The sequence below is a fragment of the Clostridium sp. 1001283B150210_160208_E6 genome, from assembly GCF_015669365.1.
Classification (GTDB): domain Bacteria; phylum Bacillota; class Clostridia; order Clostridiales; family Clostridiaceae; genus Clostridium; species Clostridium paraputrificum.
Genome location: NZ_JADPAA010000005.1, coordinates 185493 through 202207, shown reverse-complemented (window position 1 = coordinate 202207; position 16715 = coordinate 185493). Strand labels below are relative to the sequence as shown.

17 protein-coding genes and 1 pseudogene are annotated in these 16715 nt (G+C 30.6%); 2 read left to right on the top strand and 16 right to left on the bottom strand.

Annotated elements, in window-relative coordinates:
* Positions 1 to 6 precede the first annotated feature (6 nt).
* The 3 genes from I4V16_RS07975 to deoD all read right to left on the bottom strand — a co-directional run bounded on the left by I4V16_RS07975 (position 7) and on the right by deoD (position 3288).
* Entirely contained in the window at positions 7 to 1614 is a 1608-nt protein-coding gene (locus I4V16_RS07975; protein ID WP_111937823.1) for a Na/Pi cotransporter family protein, read from the bottom strand.
* A 158-nt stretch (positions 1615 to 1772) separates the two neighbouring features.
* Positions 1773 to 2546: a class B sortase gene (gene srtB / locus I4V16_RS07970; RefSeq protein ID WP_049179936.1), complete on the bottom strand. Its 774-nt coding sequence runs from the start codon at positions 2544 to 2546 to the stop codon at positions 1773 to 1775.
* A gap of 34 nt (positions 2547 to 2580) precedes the next feature.
* Positions 2581 to 3288 (bottom strand): purine-nucleoside phosphorylase, encoded by a 708-nt coding sequence (gene deoD, locus I4V16_RS07965; protein ID WP_049179934.1) that lies wholly within the window; start codon positions 3286 to 3288, stop codon positions 2581 to 2583.
* Positions 3289 to 3456: 168 nt separating this feature from the next.
* On the opposite strand from deoD, the gene I4V16_RS07960 reads away from it, so the two are divergent.
* Positions 3457 to 3999, top strand: coding sequence for a CYTH domain-containing protein (locus tag I4V16_RS07960; RefSeq protein WP_049179932.1), 543 nt, complete (start codon positions 3457 to 3459; stop codon positions 3997 to 3999).
* A gap of 326 nt (positions 4000 to 4325) precedes the next feature.
* Here I4V16_RS07960 and I4V16_RS07955 read toward each other — a convergent pair whose 3' ends face one another.
* The 12 genes from I4V16_RS07955 to cls form a co-directional block, all read right to left on the bottom strand.
* Positions 4326 to 5159 carry a prephenate dehydrogenase gene (locus I4V16_RS07955; protein ID WP_111937824.1) on the bottom strand — a complete coding sequence of 278 codons (834 nt, stop codon included), beginning with the start codon at positions 5157 to 5159 and terminating at the stop codon, positions 4326 to 4328.
* 20 nt (positions 5160 to 5179) lie between these two features.
* Positions 5180 to 6193 carry a 3-deoxy-7-phosphoheptulonate synthase gene (gene aroF, locus I4V16_RS07950; RefSeq protein WP_049177492.1) on the bottom strand — a complete coding sequence of 338 codons (1014 nt, stop codon included), beginning with the start codon at positions 6191 to 6193 and terminating at the stop codon, positions 5180 to 5182.
* Between the two features lie 124 nt (positions 6194 to 6317).
* Positions 6318 to 6746, bottom strand: coding sequence for a type II 3-dehydroquinate dehydratase (gene aroQ / locus I4V16_RS07945; RefSeq protein ID WP_049177480.1), 429 nt, complete (start codon positions 6744 to 6746; stop codon positions 6318 to 6320).
* 4 nt (positions 6747 to 6750) lie between these two features.
* On the bottom strand, positions 6751 to 7266 hold the full coding sequence (locus tag I4V16_RS07940; protein ID WP_080351790.1) for a shikimate kinase: 516 nt from the start codon (positions 7264 to 7266) through the stop codon (positions 6751 to 6753).
* A 15-nt stretch (positions 7267 to 7281) separates the two neighbouring features.
* Positions 7282 to 8088, bottom strand: a complete 807-nt coding sequence (gene aroE, locus I4V16_RS07935) for a shikimate dehydrogenase (protein ID WP_195573300.1) — start codon at positions 8086 to 8088, stop codon at positions 7282 to 7284.
* A gap of 10 nt (positions 8089 to 8098) precedes the next feature.
* Positions 8099 to 9238, bottom strand: coding sequence for a prephenate dehydratase (pheA, locus tag I4V16_RS07930; RefSeq protein ID WP_099329249.1), 1140 nt, complete (start codon positions 9236 to 9238; stop codon positions 8099 to 8101).
* Positions 9226 to 10320 carry a chorismate synthase gene (gene aroC, locus I4V16_RS07925; protein ID WP_049177483.1) on the bottom strand — a complete coding sequence of 365 codons (1095 nt, stop codon included), beginning with the start codon at positions 10318 to 10320 and terminating at the stop codon, positions 9226 to 9228. Before aroC ends, pheA begins: the two co-directional genes overlap by 13 nt.
* Positions 10298 to 11596 carry a 3-phosphoshikimate 1-carboxyvinyltransferase gene (aroA, locus tag I4V16_RS07920; RefSeq protein WP_195573302.1) on the bottom strand — a complete coding sequence of 433 codons (1299 nt, stop codon included), beginning with the start codon at positions 11594 to 11596 and terminating at the stop codon, positions 10298 to 10300. The genes aroC and aroA overlap by 23 nt, the downstream gene beginning before the upstream one ends.
* On the bottom strand, positions 11596 to 12660 hold the full coding sequence (aroB, locus tag I4V16_RS07915; protein WP_049177487.1) for a 3-dehydroquinate synthase: 1065 nt from the start codon (positions 12658 to 12660) through the stop codon (positions 11596 to 11598). Before aroB ends, aroA begins: the two co-directional genes overlap by 1 nt.
* An 18-nt stretch (positions 12661 to 12678) precedes the next feature.
* A complete protein-coding gene (aroF, locus tag I4V16_RS07910) occupies positions 12679 to 13692 on the bottom strand; it encodes a 3-deoxy-7-phosphoheptulonate synthase (protein WP_195573304.1) in 1014 nt (337 codons plus the stop codon).
* A gap of 113 nt (positions 13693 to 13805) precedes the next feature.
* A complete protein-coding gene (locus tag I4V16_RS17590; RefSeq protein WP_271804954.1) occupies positions 13806 to 13937 on the bottom strand; it encodes a hypothetical protein in 132 nt (43 codons plus the stop codon).
* Between the two features lie 90 nt (positions 13938 to 14027).
* Positions 14028 to 15461, bottom strand: coding sequence for a cardiolipin synthase (gene cls / locus I4V16_RS07905; RefSeq protein WP_049177489.1), 1434 nt, complete (start codon positions 15459 to 15461; stop codon positions 14028 to 14030).
* Positions 15462 to 15623: 162 nt separating this feature from the next.
* Between cls and I4V16_RS07900 the strand changes: the two genes are divergently transcribed.
* Entirely contained in the window at positions 15624 to 16571 is a 948-nt protein-coding gene (locus I4V16_RS07900; RefSeq protein ID WP_049177490.1) for an alpha/beta hydrolase, read from the top strand.
* 24 nt (positions 16572 to 16595) lie between these two features.
* Here I4V16_RS07900 and I4V16_RS07895 read toward each other — a convergent pair.
* Positions 16596 to 16715: pseudogene (locus I4V16_RS07895) on the bottom strand (NADH peroxidase); the annotation flags it as partial.

Sequence of the window (16715 nt, the reverse complement as noted above, 5' to 3'; positions counted from 1 at the left end):
TCTTATTTACATAATGGCTTCAGCAATATTATTAGAATGATCCCCTATTCTTTCTAGATTACTTATTAAATCTAAGAACATTGTACTAGAATTAGCATTGCATAACTTTCCATTTAATCTCTTAATATTATTATTTCTAAGCTTCTTCTCGTACTTATCTATTCCTTCTTCTATAACAGAAATATTTTTTGCACTAACACTATCTTCATTTCTATAACTTTCTATAGCTAAAGTTAATGCCTCTAATGTCTTTTTATACATTAATTCTACTTCTTCAGTAGCTTCTTCTCCAAAAGAGATTTCTTTATTCATCTTTTCAATTGCCATATCAGCTATGTTCTCAGCATGATCTCCAATTCTCTCAATATCATTAATTACATGGAAAGTAGCACTTAAAATTTTGCTATCCTTCTCTGGTAATTCATGTGATGATAATAATACAAGATAATCTGTTATCTCTTGTTCTAAATTGTTTATTATCTTTTCTCTCTTATACACTTCTTTTACTTTTTCTTCATTATTATTTAAAAGGGCATACATTGCCTCTTCAATATTCTTCTTTGCTATCTCACCCATTCTAACTGTTTCTTTATAAGCTTGTCCAATAGCTAATATAGGAGTTTCTAGTAAATTTTTATCAAGATATATTGCTCTATCTGTTTCTACTTCATCTTTTTCATTCTCTGGCATCATAGCATCTACAATCTTTATAAGATACTCACTTAATGGCAATAGGATTAATGTTACAGAAACATTGAATATAGTATGTGCATTAGCAACTTGTCTTGCTACATCTGTAGGATTTATATACTCAACTATAATCGCAAGATAATTTAAGAATGGTAATACTATTATTACACCTATTACCTTAAATAATAAATGTATTATTGCAGCTTTCTTCGCTTTCTTATTTGCGCTAGCTGAAGCTAATAATGCAGTTACACATGTTCCTATATTACATCCCAATATGATAGGTAATGCTACATGTATATCTATAGAACCTGTTGTTGCAAGAGCTATAAGCATACCTGTAGTTGCTGATGAACTTTGAACTATCGCTGTCATTCCAAGTCCTGCTAGAACTCCTAAGAATCTATTGCTTCCCATTATTTCTACAACATTTCTAAAGGCATCTGATTGTGTTAATGGCTTCATAGCACCAGACATTATCCCCATTCCTAAGAACAAAATACCAAATCCTAATACAATAGAAGCTAAATCTTTAGATTTCTTTTTCTTTACCGATAATAATGCTATTGCACCAACACCTACAAAAATGGGGGCTAATTGATTTAAATTAAAAGAAACCATTTGTGCTGTTATAGTAGTTCCTATACATGCACCCATTATTACTCCAGTTGCTTGGCTTAATGTCATTAATCCAGCATTAACAAAACTTACAACCATTACAGTCGTAGCACTTGAACTTTGTATTACAGCAGTTACGGCTGCTCCAACTAATACTCCAATAATTTTATTTCTAGTTACCTTTTCTAAAATATTTTTCAACTTATTTCCTGCTGCATTTTCTAGGCCATCCCCCATTAGTTTCATACCAAATAGAAATAAACCTAATCCTCCAAATAATTCAATTATCATATTGAACTTATCCACTATAATATCTCTCCTTCAAAATGCTCTTTTTAACTTATTTTTAATATATTTTTAATTTTTCTAACAATATTATAACGTGAATTTAACAATTAGAACATAAAAAAATGTAGAAACTCCTAAGACTTTCTACATTTTTTATTAAAATTATATATTTAAATCTACTTATTTATTAATTTCCCATGGATTAAAAGCCTATTGTTTTCTTGTTCATAGGAACATGTTGACAAAGTTACTATTTTATCCCGACCTGTAAGTTCATAATCCACAAGTTTATGCATAGACTTGTTCTTAAGTTCATTCAAATACTTTACATACTCTTCATCTGAACTAAAATTAAATCTATATGGATTAGTATTTGCTTGCTCAATATATATTGAAAATATCTCATACTCTAAAGTTCCATCTTTTGTAGTTATATAAAACTTATTATTTGATTTTGCAAATTCACCATCCTTATAGCTATGAAGTGAACCGAACATACTCTTATCCTTCATATAATGTCCATGTATTATCGTATTTTTCTCATTAAAAGGATCTGGATTATCACAGGATATAAATATTCCTCCACCAGCATTATACTCTTTCTTAAAGTTATGAGTAAGATAATAATCATTATCTTGCCCCTGAAGCACTGGATAATTAACTTTAGTGCCTGGTATCATAAGCCATCCTTTAAATTCATTATTTATCTCATAAAGCTTATTATAGTCTTCTTCCTTAAATACATATGGTTTAACATCATCTTTATCCTTTGAATCACCATCATTATTCTCTACTACCTGTGGGGCATACTGTTCAATATCCTTATAACTATTAGCATTTTTCCTATACTCATTAAAAATAGTAAATAGCTCATAAGCTGACCATATAAAAACTATCAAAGCAATAACAAAAATAACTTTTCTAATAACTTCTTTCCATTTTTTACTCATATAAATCCCCCAAATATCCTTTTATTTATAAATACTATTTAGCTAGCTCTAATGCTATCTCCATCATTTCAGTAAAACTATCTTGTCTTTCTTCTGGAGTAGTTTCCTCTCCCTTAAAAATATGATCTGAAATTGTAAGTATTGATAAAGCCTCTACACCATACTTAGCAGCTAATGTATATAATTCTGCACTTTCCATCTCTACAGCTAAGCATCCATAATCTGCCCATAGCTTTATGGATACATCAGTATCATCATAGAATAAATCAGATGATAATATATTACCTACCTTTACATTTGCCCCTTTACTTTTTGCAATATTATATGCTTCTAATAGTAAATCAAAGTTAGCTGTTGGAGCATAATCCATTCCATGAAATCTTCTTCTGTTAATTCCTGAATTAGTTGATGCACTTTGCGCCAAAACTATGTCTCTAACATTTACATCCTCATTCATAGACCCTGCTGAACCTATTCTTATTAATCTCTTAACTCCATAGAATCTAATTAACTCATTAACATATATAGAATGAGATGGTAATCCCATACCTGTACCTTGTACAGAAACTCTTTTACCTTTATATGTTCCTGTATATCCATACATTCCTCTAACTTCATTATAACACTTTGCATTTTCTAAATAATTTTCTGCTATAAACTTTGCTCTTAATGGATCTCCTGGTAATAATACAGTTTCTGCTATAGCTCCTTCTTCAGCCATTATGTGTAAATGTTTAGCCATAATAAAATCCTCCTACCTAAAATGTAATACATTCTTTGTTTTTATTATATCCTATTTTAATATGTAAATTCTAATTCCTTTTAAAGTTAAATACAAGAGTATAAATTGTTAAATTTGAAAAACTATATGATATAATAGTAAATAAAACAATTTAATGGAGAGATTATTATGAAAGAGCTAGAAACCAGAATAATAAAAATTGATGTAGCTGCCATTAGAAACACACTTGTTGAAAATGGTGCTCTTAAAGTTAAGGCTGAAAATCAAATAAATGATATATATGACTTTGAAGACGGAAGACTATTAGCTGAAAAAGGATACGCTAGAATTAGAACTGTATCTGATATATTAAATAATAAAGAAGTTATCTACATAACAGCAAAAAAAATGCTTTCCCAAGGTAAATTTAAAGAGATGGAAGAATATGAATTTGAAGTAGATGATAAAAAAACAGCAGAAGGAATGTATGAAGTGCTAGGACTAAAATTACATCAATCTATAAAGAAATATAGGGAGAGCTATCAATTAGAAGACGGACTAGTAGAAATTGATATAAACGATACTACATTCTGCCCTTTTCCATATATAGAAATAGAAACTGACTCAGAAGAAAAGTTAGAAAGAATAGTTAGGCTATTAGGATATACTATGGAAGATACAACTTCTAAAACAATATATGAATTAATTGAAGAAAACAAAGAAAATGAATAATTAAGGAGGAGAAATTGCTAACGCAATTTCTCTTTTATTTATAATAAAAAAATCGCCAAGGCGACTGTGGAGCCGTCGATTTTTTTCGCCCATCTGCATAAGTGATATTCCAAATTTAAATTTGGTAAATAGAACTTACTCATTAGAGCTTCCGAAGCTTGCCTGAGGAAAATCTTGCAGGGGCATATATTTTATTTTTTATTCTTTAGGAAGAAATAAAGTTTATTAACATCTAAATGTTGAAGTTATCCACAATTTAATTTAATCTATAGTTTCCTAAAGAATAAAAAACTCCGCAAAAGCGGAGTTTTCACTGAAGTTATTCATTAAAGTCTCTCTCTTCTCTCAGAAGATTTCTTAAAATATCTCATAAGAGTCTCTTTATCGTTATCATGTATGGCCTTTTTTATCAAATCTAACTCTAACTCAAAATTATTGATAGCTTTCAACAAATTATTCTTATTTCCCAGGAAAAGTTCGCTCCATAATTCTTCATTAATATTAGCAATACGAGTTAAATCTCTATAACTATCCCCAATAAAACTTCCTGTATCTCTACCTTCTTCATCACTATTAATTAGAGCTACAGCCATAGCATGTGGTAATTGTGATGTAAAACCTATCATTTCGTCATGAAATTCTGGAGTTATCCTTCTTACTCTTTTAAATCCCATTTTTAATGCTATATTTTCTACTAAATCTAAATTTTCTTTCTTATTTCTTTCTATTGGAGTTATTATATAATTTGCTCCTTTAAATACATCATTAGTTGCAAAATCTATTCCCTTTTTTTCTCGACCAGCCATAGGGTGTCCAAAAACAAAATCCACATTTTTAGGTAAAATTTCAACAATGTCTTTTATAAACATTTCTTTTATTCCAGTTGCATCTGTTATTACAGAACCAGCCTTAAAATTCTCCTTATTGTCCTCAATAAACTTCTTAACTAACTTAGGATAAATTGCTAGTATGGTCAAATCAGCTTCTTTGAAAAAACTTTCTCCAGTCTTACATCCTTCCTTTATTAGCCCTAGACTTTTAGCCTTAGTCAATGTATCTTCATCTACATCAACCCCAAATACATTTTTATATCCAGCCTCTTTTAGCCCCATGGCAAAGGAACCACCAATTACCCCAAGACCTACTATAACAATATTCATTTATAATCCCCCTAATAAGATTAAATCTCTTTACCTTCCATCTTTGCTATAACCTTAACCTTATCCATTAGGTTCTTAAAGCTTTCAGGCTTAATTGATTGTTGGCCATCACTTAAAGCATTTTCAGGATCATTATGAACCTCAATCATTAATCCATCTGCTCCTGCCATAATAGCTGCTTTAGCAAGTGGTTCTACAAGATACCAGTATCCTCCTGCGTGGCTTGGATCTACTATAATAGGTAAATGAGATAATCTCTTAACCATAGGAACTGCACTTAAGTCTAAAGTATTTCTAGTGTATGTTTCAAATGTTCTTATTCCTCTTTCACAAAGAATAACATTCTCATTACCACCAGCCATTATATATTCAGCTGACATTAACCATTCCTCAATAGTTGCTGATAAACCTCTCTTTAAAAGTATAGGTTTATTAGTTTTACCTATTTGCTTTAACAAGTCAAAGTTTTGCATATTTCTTGCACCTATTTGAATTACATCTACATTTTCTACAAAATCATCAATATAATCTGTAGACATTATTTCTGTTACTATTTGAAGACCAGTCTCCTGCTTAGCAACCTTTAATAATTTAAGCCCCTCTAACTCCAGACCTTGGAAACTATAAGGTGATGTTCTTGGCTTGAAAGCTCCACCTCTTAAGAAGTTTGCACCTGATGATTTAACACTCTTTGCTACTTCTACAATCTGTTCCTCACTTTCAACTGAGCAAGGCCCTGCCATTATTCCCAAATGACTTCCACCAATTTTAACTCCATTAACATCTACTATTGTTGGTTCTGGTTTAAATAATTTATTAGCTTTCTTAAATGGCTCTTGTACCTTTAATACTTTATCAACGCCATCAATTCTAAGCATCTTATCTGGATCTAATATTCCAGTGTCTCCAACACATCCTATTATGCAATAAGTTGATCCCTTAGAAAGGTTTGTTTGTAGCCCCTTTCCTTCAACTATATTTACCACTTTACTAATTTGTTCATCTCCACATTTAGGGTTCATTATAATAATCATATCTATTCCTCCTGTACTAACCATATTTATTACTACCACCTTTGCTCCATTTAAATTACATATTATAAATTATAATGCCACAAAGGTGTATAAAACAATCCTACTATCCTACATATTAGTTTTTTTACATACTTTCTAATGCATTAATTGCTAGTATGTATCCAACTTCTCCAAAACCAGCTATCTGACCTACGCATGCTGGTGCAGTAACTGAAATCTTTCTAAATTCTTCTCTTTTATGTACATTAGATAAATGTACTTCAATAGTTGGTATGTCCACTCCTTTAATTGCATCATGAATAGCATAACTATAGTGAGTAAACGCACCTGGATTTATTACTATCCCTTCATATTTTTCAAAATAAGCTTTCTGAATAAAATTAATAATTTCACCTTCTATATTACTTTGAAAAATTTCTATCTGGTGACCTCTTTCTTCACCTTCATCTTTAATGTATTTGCATACATCTTTATAATCTTTTGTTCCATAAATATTTTTTTCTCTTATACCTAACATATTTAAGTTAGGACCATTAATAACCATAATCTTCATAACTTTACTCCTTGATTCTACCATTAAGGCTTTTCTTAATATTATCAATGGTGTCTCTTATAAATCCATCATTTAAAACTTTTATATGTGAAGTTTCTTTATATAATTCATATCTTTCTTCATATAACTTATAAACTTCATCAGCTCCATTTTTTAATAAAGGTCTTGTATTTATGTCTACATCTCCAATAATATTTTCGACAGGTCTATCAATAAACACTACTAATCCACTACTCCTTAGTATTTCTCTATTTACAGATGTCTTTATTACTCCACCTCCGGTAGAAATAATACTATTTCTCTTTTTAGAAAGTTCTTTGCAAGCTTCTGTTTCCCACTTTCTAAATACTTCTTCACCTTCATTAAACAATTCATGGACTTCTTTTCCTGATATATCTACTATATATTTATCCATATCATAAAATGTGTAATTTAGCTCTTTAGCAAGTAATTTACCTATTGTAGTTTTTCCACATCCAGGCATTCCTATCAAAAATACCTTATCATTTAACATACTCATGAAAATTCTCCTTTTCTAGTTGAATTCACCATTAAGTTCTTCATAAATAATACTTGTCACCTTATTATCTATATTCATGTCTTGCCATATTTCTTGAGCCTTTACCGCTTGCCCTACTAACATATATAATCCATCACAATTTTTTTTACCATTTAACTTAGCTAACCTTAACAATTCTGTCTCTCTTGGGTTATATATTAAATCAGCTATAGCTTCAAATCTTTTTATGACCTCTTCACCTACAGGAGATTTTCCTACATTGGGGTACATACCAACTGGAGTTGTATTAATAAGTAAGTCACCTTCTAAGCTCTGTAAGTCAGAATAATCTATTAAATTAACTTCACCGTTCCAGTTATTATTCACCTTATTTCTACTTACTACAAATAATTCCTTTACTCCTTTATCTTGAAGGTACGTAACAACTGCTTTTGCAGCCCCCCCTGTTCCTAATACTACTGCTCTTTTATCCTTAACTTCAATTTTATTAATATCTAGCATACAGCCAAATCCATAATAATCTGTATTATAACCATAAAGTTTTCCATTTTCCAAACTTATAGTATTTACTGCTCCAATCTTCCTTGCTTCATCAGATATAAAATCAAGCTGATCCATAACCTCTTTTTTGTAAGGAATAGTTACATTCATACCTCTTATTCCAAAAATCTTTATACCCTCTCCAAGCTTTTTCACCTTATCCTTAGGTACAGGAAATAGTTTATAAGCTCCTTCAATTCCTATTAAATCAAATATTCTCTTATGAATTTGTGGTGATAAACTATGAGATAGCTTTTCTCCTAATAAACCATAAAACTCCATACTACACTCCTTAGTTAGTTTTTCTTTCATAAGCACCTAACAATTTAAAGTATGCTGAATTTTCTTCTATAAGTCTTAGCGCATTCTTAACTTCTTTACTTTCTATATCCCCTTCAAAATCTAAGTATAAGAAATATCTCCAGGAAGTATCTTTCATTGGCCTAGACTCTATCTTTATAAGGTTAATATTATTTTCTGCAAAATGCCTTAATAACCTATATAATGTTCCAGCTTCATTTTCAAGTGAGAAAACCACACTCACCTTATTTGCCTCTTCTACCACCTTAAGCTCTCTTGATATAACAATAAATCTTGTAAAGTTATCCTTTTGATTATTAATGCATTCTTTTATTATTTTAAGTCCATAAATATCAGCTGCTCTTTTACTTGCAATTGCCGCTTTTGTATTATCACTAAGATCTTTAATAAGCTTTGCACTTATTGCAGTATTATGAAAAGGTATAAGCTTCCAATGATGATACTGCTTTAAGAATTCACTACTTTGTTCAATACCTTGTGGATGGGAATATATCTCATCTATTTCTTCTACTATAGAACCTTTTAATCCTACTAAATGCTGTTCAATTCTAATGCATTCCTCACCTAGAATATAGAATCCATACTTTCTTAATAAGTCATAAGTATCAGATATTCCTCCAGTTGAAGAATTTTCTATGGGAATAATTCCATAATCCACTTCTCCATTTTGAAGCGCTATAAATACATCTTCAAATTCTTCATAAGCACTTCTTTCACATCCTTCTCCAAAGAACTTTATTAAAGCTTCTTCTGTAAATGCACCACTTACTCCTGGAAATCCAACTTTCTTATTTTTATTAATACTTTCTCTTTCTACATTTATATCCTTAAGTTTTTTACCATCTTGAATTTTTCTTTTTTGTAATCCTCTGCTTATTTCCATAGTTGCATTCATAAATCTAACTGCTTCATCTGAATAGTCTTTATCATTTAATGCATCTATTGCTTTTTTTATTACTTCTGTTTCTCTTCCTTTTTGAAGAACTTCTAATTTATTATCTTTTTTATACTTAGCAACATTTAGTACAACATTCATTCTTTTTTCAAATAAACCAATAAGCTCTCTATCTATATCATCAATCTCTTTTCTATAGTCATCTAAAGCTCCCATCCATATCGCCCCTTTACTAAATCAAGAATTCCTATTGCACACACAGCTTCAACTACAGGTATAGCTCTTTGAACTATGCAAGGATCATGCCTACCTTCAATAATTAAAGATTCATTTTTATGTTCTCTTATATTTATTGTATTTTGCTCCCTTATTATGGATGCAGTTGGCTTTATAGCACATTTAAATATAATAGGCATCCCATTTGTAATACCACCTAGCACTCCACCATTATTGTTACTTCTTGTTTTTACTTTCTCATTTTCGTAGTAAAACTCATCATTAGCTTCTGATCCATATAATTCAGCAATATCAAAACCTAATCCAAACTCTACTCCTTTAACTGCTGGAACTGAAAATAAAAGATGCGATAATGTTGATTCAACTGAATCAAAGAATGGATCACCAAGTCCTGCTTCTATCCCTATAACGCTACATTCAATTACTCCTCCAACAGAGTCTCCATTAGATTTAGCTTCCAAAATAACCTTTCTCATTTCCTCTTCCTTCTCAGGTTTTAATAAAGGTAATTCCTTCTTCTTAAGTTCATCTAATAGCTCTTTAGATATATTGGTATAATCAAATGATTCGTCACTTATACTCTTAATTTTCTTTACATGAGCACCAATATATATTCCTTTAGATTCTAATGTTTGTTTACAGATAGCTCCTGCAAATACTAACGGCGCTGTAATTCTTCCAGAGAAATGTCCTCCCCCTCTGTAATCATTAAAACCAGCATATCTTATATTACCTGTGTAATCGGCATGACCTGGTCTCATTAAATCCTTTAACTTCCCATAATCTTTTGATCTTGTATCACTATTTCTTATCATTCCACAAAGAGGTGTTCCAGTTGTTTTTCCTTCAAAGAACCCACTTAGAATTTCAGGAACATCACTCTCTTTTCTCGAAGTAGATAACTTGCTTCTACCTGGTGCTCTTCTCTTCATTTCCTCATCTACTTTATTTAAATCTAATTCTATTCCCGAAGGAAGACCATCTATAGTTATTCCTATAGCGTTTCCATGGGACTCTCCAAATATGGATACCTTTATGTTACTTCCCCACATGCCACTCATCTAATCTTCCTCCTAGCTTCTTAAAATCTTCAAAAAAGTGTGGATATGATTTTGATACACACTCATAATCTTTTATAATAATAGGAGCCTTACATCTTGTTGAAGCAATAGCTAAAGTCATTGCTATTCTATGATCCTTATGACTCCAAACTTCTACTCCACCTTCTAGTTCCCTAACGCCTTCTATAATTAATCCATTTGGCTTCTCAGTAACTTTTGCTCCTAATTTATTTAATTCCTGTGTAACTGCTGCAAGTCTATCACACTCTTTAATTCTAAGTCTTCCTGCATTAATAATTTCTGTTTTTCCATTGCTTAATGCTGCCACAGCTGATAAAACTGGTATAATATCTGGGCATTGAGATGCATCAATTAATGTGGAGTTTAAATTATTAACTTCTCCATTCATTCCCAAGTTAGTTTTTTCTATTACTAGCCCCATTCTTTCTAATATATCAACTACTTCTCTATCACCTTGGAGAGAATCCTCTTTAAGATCAAGTACTGTAACTTCATTTCCTAAAGCATCAGCTGATAAAAAGAATGCACCTTGAGAGTAATCTCCCTCTACTCTATAATCTCTACTTCTATATCTTTGATTACCTTTAATAATAAATTCTTTATATTCATTATTGATAACTTTTATACCAAAGTCCTTCATAGCAGAAAGAGTCAAATCTAAATATCCCTTAGATTCTAGCTCTGTAGTAATAGAAATCTTAGAATCTCCATCTAGTAATGGTAATGTGAATAGTAACCCTGTTATAAACTGAGAGCTTATATTTCCTTCCACTTTATAAGTTCCTGACTTTAATTTCCCTGATACCACTAAATCTAAAACACCATTTAAATAGCTGTACTCTATTCCTTGATTATCAAAAATATCATAATATGTCTTTAACGGTCTTTTTCCAAGGTTTCCTCTTCCGACAAACCTTGTTACACCTTCAAATGCTAAAGAAATAGGTACTAAAAATCTCAATGTAGATCCAGACTCATTACAGTCCACTACTCTTTCAAAATCTCTATTAGCACTTAACTCCTTAGAGTTAATGCCTCTTACTTCTAAGTATTCATCCTTCTCCTCAATAACAGCTCCTATGGCTCTCATACCATTTATAGTTGCTATTATGTCGTCTGAATAATCTATATTACTAATTTTACTTAGCCCATCTCCTAATGCTGCACAAATTACAGCTCTATGTGCCATACTCTTTGATGGTGGAATTTTCACTTCTCCATTAAGTCTACTTGGATACACCTTTATATCCCCCACTATCTCACCACCTTAAAGAAATCTGATGTAGTATCGTATATAATACTTTCACCTATACTTTTTAATAAAATCACCTTTAAAACATTTCCTATATTCTTCTTATCTAAAGAAATAGTATCTATAATTTTATTATTATCTTTAATATCAACTTCATATGGAAGGTCATAATTTATAAGAATTTCTTTTATTTCTTCAGATACACTTTTTTCAGTTATACCCTCATCTTCGCTTTTTAAAGAAATATTATACATTCCAATAGCCACTGCTTCACCATGACTATATCCAGTGAAATTATAATATTTTTCTATTGCATGGCCTAAGGTATGACCAAAATTTAAAAGCATTCTTTCCCCTAAGTCTTTTTCATCTCTTTCTACAACAGATTTTTTAATATAACAACATTTATATAAAATATCTTCTATATTATTCATAACTTCTTCTCTTGATTTTAATGATTTAAGCATATAGAAGAAATCTATATCCTTAATACATCCATATTTAATTACTTCTGCCATCCCATCTTTATAAAATTTTTCAGGCAAAGTATTAAGTACATCAGGATCTATAAAAACTGCTTTAGGTTGATAAAAACTTCCTACTAAATTCTTTCCCTTTTCTAAATCTACAGCAACCTTACCTCCTACGGAACTATCTACTTGTGCAAGCAAAGATGTAGGAATCTGTACAAAGGAAACACCCCTTAGGAAAGTGGAGGCTGCAAAGCCTCCTAAGTCTCCAATTACGCCTCCACCTAAAGTAATTATAAGTTCTTTTCTAGTTAGCTTAAAATCTAAAAGTTCATTATATATACTTGGTAATGTACTAAAGGACTTGGTCTCTTCTCCTGGAGTTAAAACCATTTTTCTAGTTTTATAACCAGCCTTATCTAATTCATCTTTAACCTTATCACCATAATATTTATCTACATTTTCATCTGTAATTATAAATATCTTTTCACCAAAATATATCTTCTTAAGTTCTTCACCTAACTTACTTAACAATCCTTTTTCTATTAAGATGTTATAGCTGTTTTCTTTTAGGTCAACAAATAAATTTCTTTTCACTTATAATCATCCTTCTAATTAAATTTCTCTTCCCACTGCATTAGCAATAACTCTTAATTCTTCTAGTAAGTTACCATATACATCTGGTTTAATTGATTGTTGTCCATCACACCACGCATTAGCTGGATCATTGTGTACTTCAATTATTAAACCATCTGCGCCTATAGCTACTGCTGCTTTTGATAATGGGTCTACCATCCACCACTTTCCTGCTGCATGACTTGGGTCTATTACAACCGGTAAGTGACTTAACTTCTTAACTGCTGGAATAGCACTTAAATCTAATGTATTTCTAGTATATGTTTCAAATGTTCTTATACCTCTTTCACAAAGAACTATATTTTCATTTCCACCAGCCATTATATATTCAGCTGACATTAACCATTCTTCTATAGTAGCAGATAATCCTCTTTTTAAAAGAATAGTTTTTGATGTCTTTCCTAATTCCCTTAAAAGATCAAAGTTTTGCATATTTCTTGCACCAACTTGAATAACGTCAACGTTCTCTTCAAATACCTCTATATCATATGGTGACATTATTTCTGTTACTATTGGAAGTCCTGTCTTCTCTCTAGCTATCTTTAGTAATTCTAATCCATCATATTTTAATCCTTGGAATGAATATGGTGAAGTTCTAGGCTTGAACGCTCCACCTCTTAAGAAATTTGCCCCTAATTTCTTAACATCTTCAGCAATTGAACAAATCTGTTCTTCTGTTTCAACTGAGCAAGGCCCTGCTATCATAGCAAGTTTCTTTCCACCTATCTTATTTCCTTTTACATCAACAATTGTTGGTTCAGGGTGGAACATTTTATTAGCTTTCTTGAAAGGCTCTGCTACATGCATCACTCTTTCTACATTTCTATTTGCTTCAATTTGTGTAGGATCTAATCTACTTGTATCTCCAACTAACCCTAATATAATTAAATCTTTTCCTACTACCGGATTAACTTCAACCCCCTTGTTTTGAAGAGCCTCTGTTAATCTGTCAATCTCTTTTTGCTCTGTGTTTGGTTTTAAAATTACTATCATGTTTTTGCCCCCTTAAAATATATAATATTTAATTTTATTTAATAAAAAAGAGAGCCTTTAATGAGCTCTCTCTAATAATTACATATAAAAATATTCAATCTTAACTTAAATTATTAAATACTCATTTGAAAAGAATTATTTATTTTTTTGCAGAAGAAGTAGCCAGCGCTAAAGTAAAAGCCCCAGAATATAAAATATATAAAGCTATAAAATTTTGCTACTAATGCTTCTATAATTCCTTTCATAATATCCTCCACTCCACGTGAAAAACACGGTATCTTTTTTCATTAATTATATCAAACTCACTTCCACTGTCAATATTTTTTTATATTTTTTTACAAAATTGGAGAAAGTAATCTTATTATAGATTCTTTCATTTTAAGCCAACTGCTTCTTCCATTATATTCTGCTTTAGTAATAAGCTCAGAATCATTTATATCTACAAAAAATTGATTTTCCATATCGCTTGCTACACTTGAATCATATATAAAAACATTAACTTCAAAATTCAACTTAAAACTTCTTATATCCATATTAGCTGTTCCTACACTAGCTACTTGCCCATCAACGACTATAGTTTTAGAATGTATAAATCCATTTTCATACGTATATACCTTACCACCAGCTTCAATAATATCCCCTATATACGCACTTGCAGCCCATTTCATAAATATATGGTCAGGCTTTCCTGGTATTATTATTCTAACATCTACACCTGATAAAGCAGCTAACTTTAATGCCTCTAACATAGGCTCATCTGGAACAAAATATGGAGTTTGAAGATATATATTCTTTTTAGCATTATTAATCATTTTAATATAAGCATGCTTAATATATTCTTCTTTATGGTCAGGACCACTTGTAACTACTTGTATTCCCTTCCCCCCATCTTTATAAGGATGTTTTGGATAAAATACTGTAAAATCATCTATTTTTTCTCCAGAAGCATAACACCAGTCTAAAAGAAATCTTTCATTTAAATCATTTACTGCTTCCCCTCTTATTCTTATGTGAGTATCTCTCCAAAATCCTATTTTTTCATCTAAATTAACATATTCTTTTCCAACATTAAACCCACCAGTATAGCCATACTCACCATCAATAACCACAACTTTTCTATGATTTCTATAATTAATACGGGTATTTATATGAGGCAATATTCCTGGAAAGAATATTTCAAATTTCCCTCCATTTTGTATATACTTCTTTAAACTTCTTTTTGTAAGTTTATATGAGCCCATACTATCCACTAAAAATCTTACTTCTACTCCTTCAGCAGCCTTCTCTTCTAATATTTTTATTATCTCTTTACCTATACTTTCTTTTCTAAATATATAATATTGGATATGTATGTATTTCTTTGCTCCTCTTAAATCTTCTAATAACCTTGCAAATTTATCTTCTCCATCATAATATATTTCAATATCATTTCCTGTAGTATATTTAGCTCCAGAATGATTGTAATTCATTCTCCTTAAATCTAAATATTCATCGCTTCCAGAATGACCTTCACTGGCCTCAGTAAACTGAATTGATAGTTCCCTTCTTTTATTTTCATCGAGAACTGTTTTCTCCTTAAACAATCTTTCTCTACTCAGATTTTGACCAAGAAGAAGATATATAATAAATCCTATTCCAGGAAGTAATATCATTATTAACAACCATGCCCATGTTGTTGTTGGATCTTTTCTTTCTATAAAAATAAGCGAAAAAGAAAAAACGATATTCATTACTAGAATAAGAACACCTATAGCAATTGCTATTTTCATAATAATCCTATCCTCCTAATTATACTAATTATTAAAATTATATCTTTTTTAAATATAGTAATCAAATTTAAATATATAGCTTCTGTAAACTTTCCATTAATCTTATTGACATATTTTGTAAATTAAAAGTATACTAAAATTACATCATATAGGAGGTTTATTATGATTATTTTATTATACACTCTTTTGGCTCTTGTGATTTTATTAATTATAGGTTTAATATGTGAGGAGTTTTTATCCTTCATTGAAGATAAAAATTTAAACCCTCCTGGAGATATAATAAAATTAGATACCGGTAATACTCATATGTTTTCTAAAGGAAATGGAAATAATACGGTTGTATTCACATCAGGCTCTGGAGTAACTAGCCCTTATTGTGATTACTATAAACTTCAAGAAAATGTATCTAAGTTCTCAAAAACAGCATTATTTGAACGCTATGGATATGGTTTTAGTGACAATGTAGAATATGATGCTAATATAGATGCCATCGTTGAAAATTTAAGACAATCTCTAAAAGCATCAGGTCACACTCCTCCATATGTAATAGTTGCTCACTCTATGGCAGGATTAGAGGCATTACGTTTTGCTCAGCTATATCCTAACGAAGTAAAAGGAATAGTTATGATTGATGCGCTAAACCCTTGGTTCATAGAACACAAGAAAAAGACAAGCATTATATCAATTCGCTTTTTACAGATTTTAAAATATACTGGTATATTAAGATTATTAACTTTAACTCCATATTTTAAAAATAAACTTCAAATTAATAATATAACCGCTGAAGTAAATAGAATAAAAAAAGCTTTATTTATAAGAAACTTTTGGAACGAAGATATGATTACAGAACTTAAGAGCTTATCTTCTAATTGTACTAAAGTATTAGATAAATCTCAGTCTATTGGAGATATACCTTTAATTATTCTCACAGCAGAAAATGAAAAAAACTTTAGTAAAGAAGAAAAAGACGCTTGGATTAACACCCAAAAAGACTTAATCACTTGGTCTTCAAGAAGTAAGCAAGTATTAGTTAAGGGAGCCGATCACTTTATTCATCATACTCACCAGGATGTTGTTTTAATTGCAATAAAAGAAATCCTAGAAGATTAATCTTCTAGGATCTTTTTCTATTTACTAACCGAAATATCTGTTTAATAATCCCTTGAATGCTTGACCATGTCTAGCTTCATCTTTACACATTTCATGTACTGTGTCATGAATTGCATCTAGGTTTAATTGCTTAGCTAATGTAGC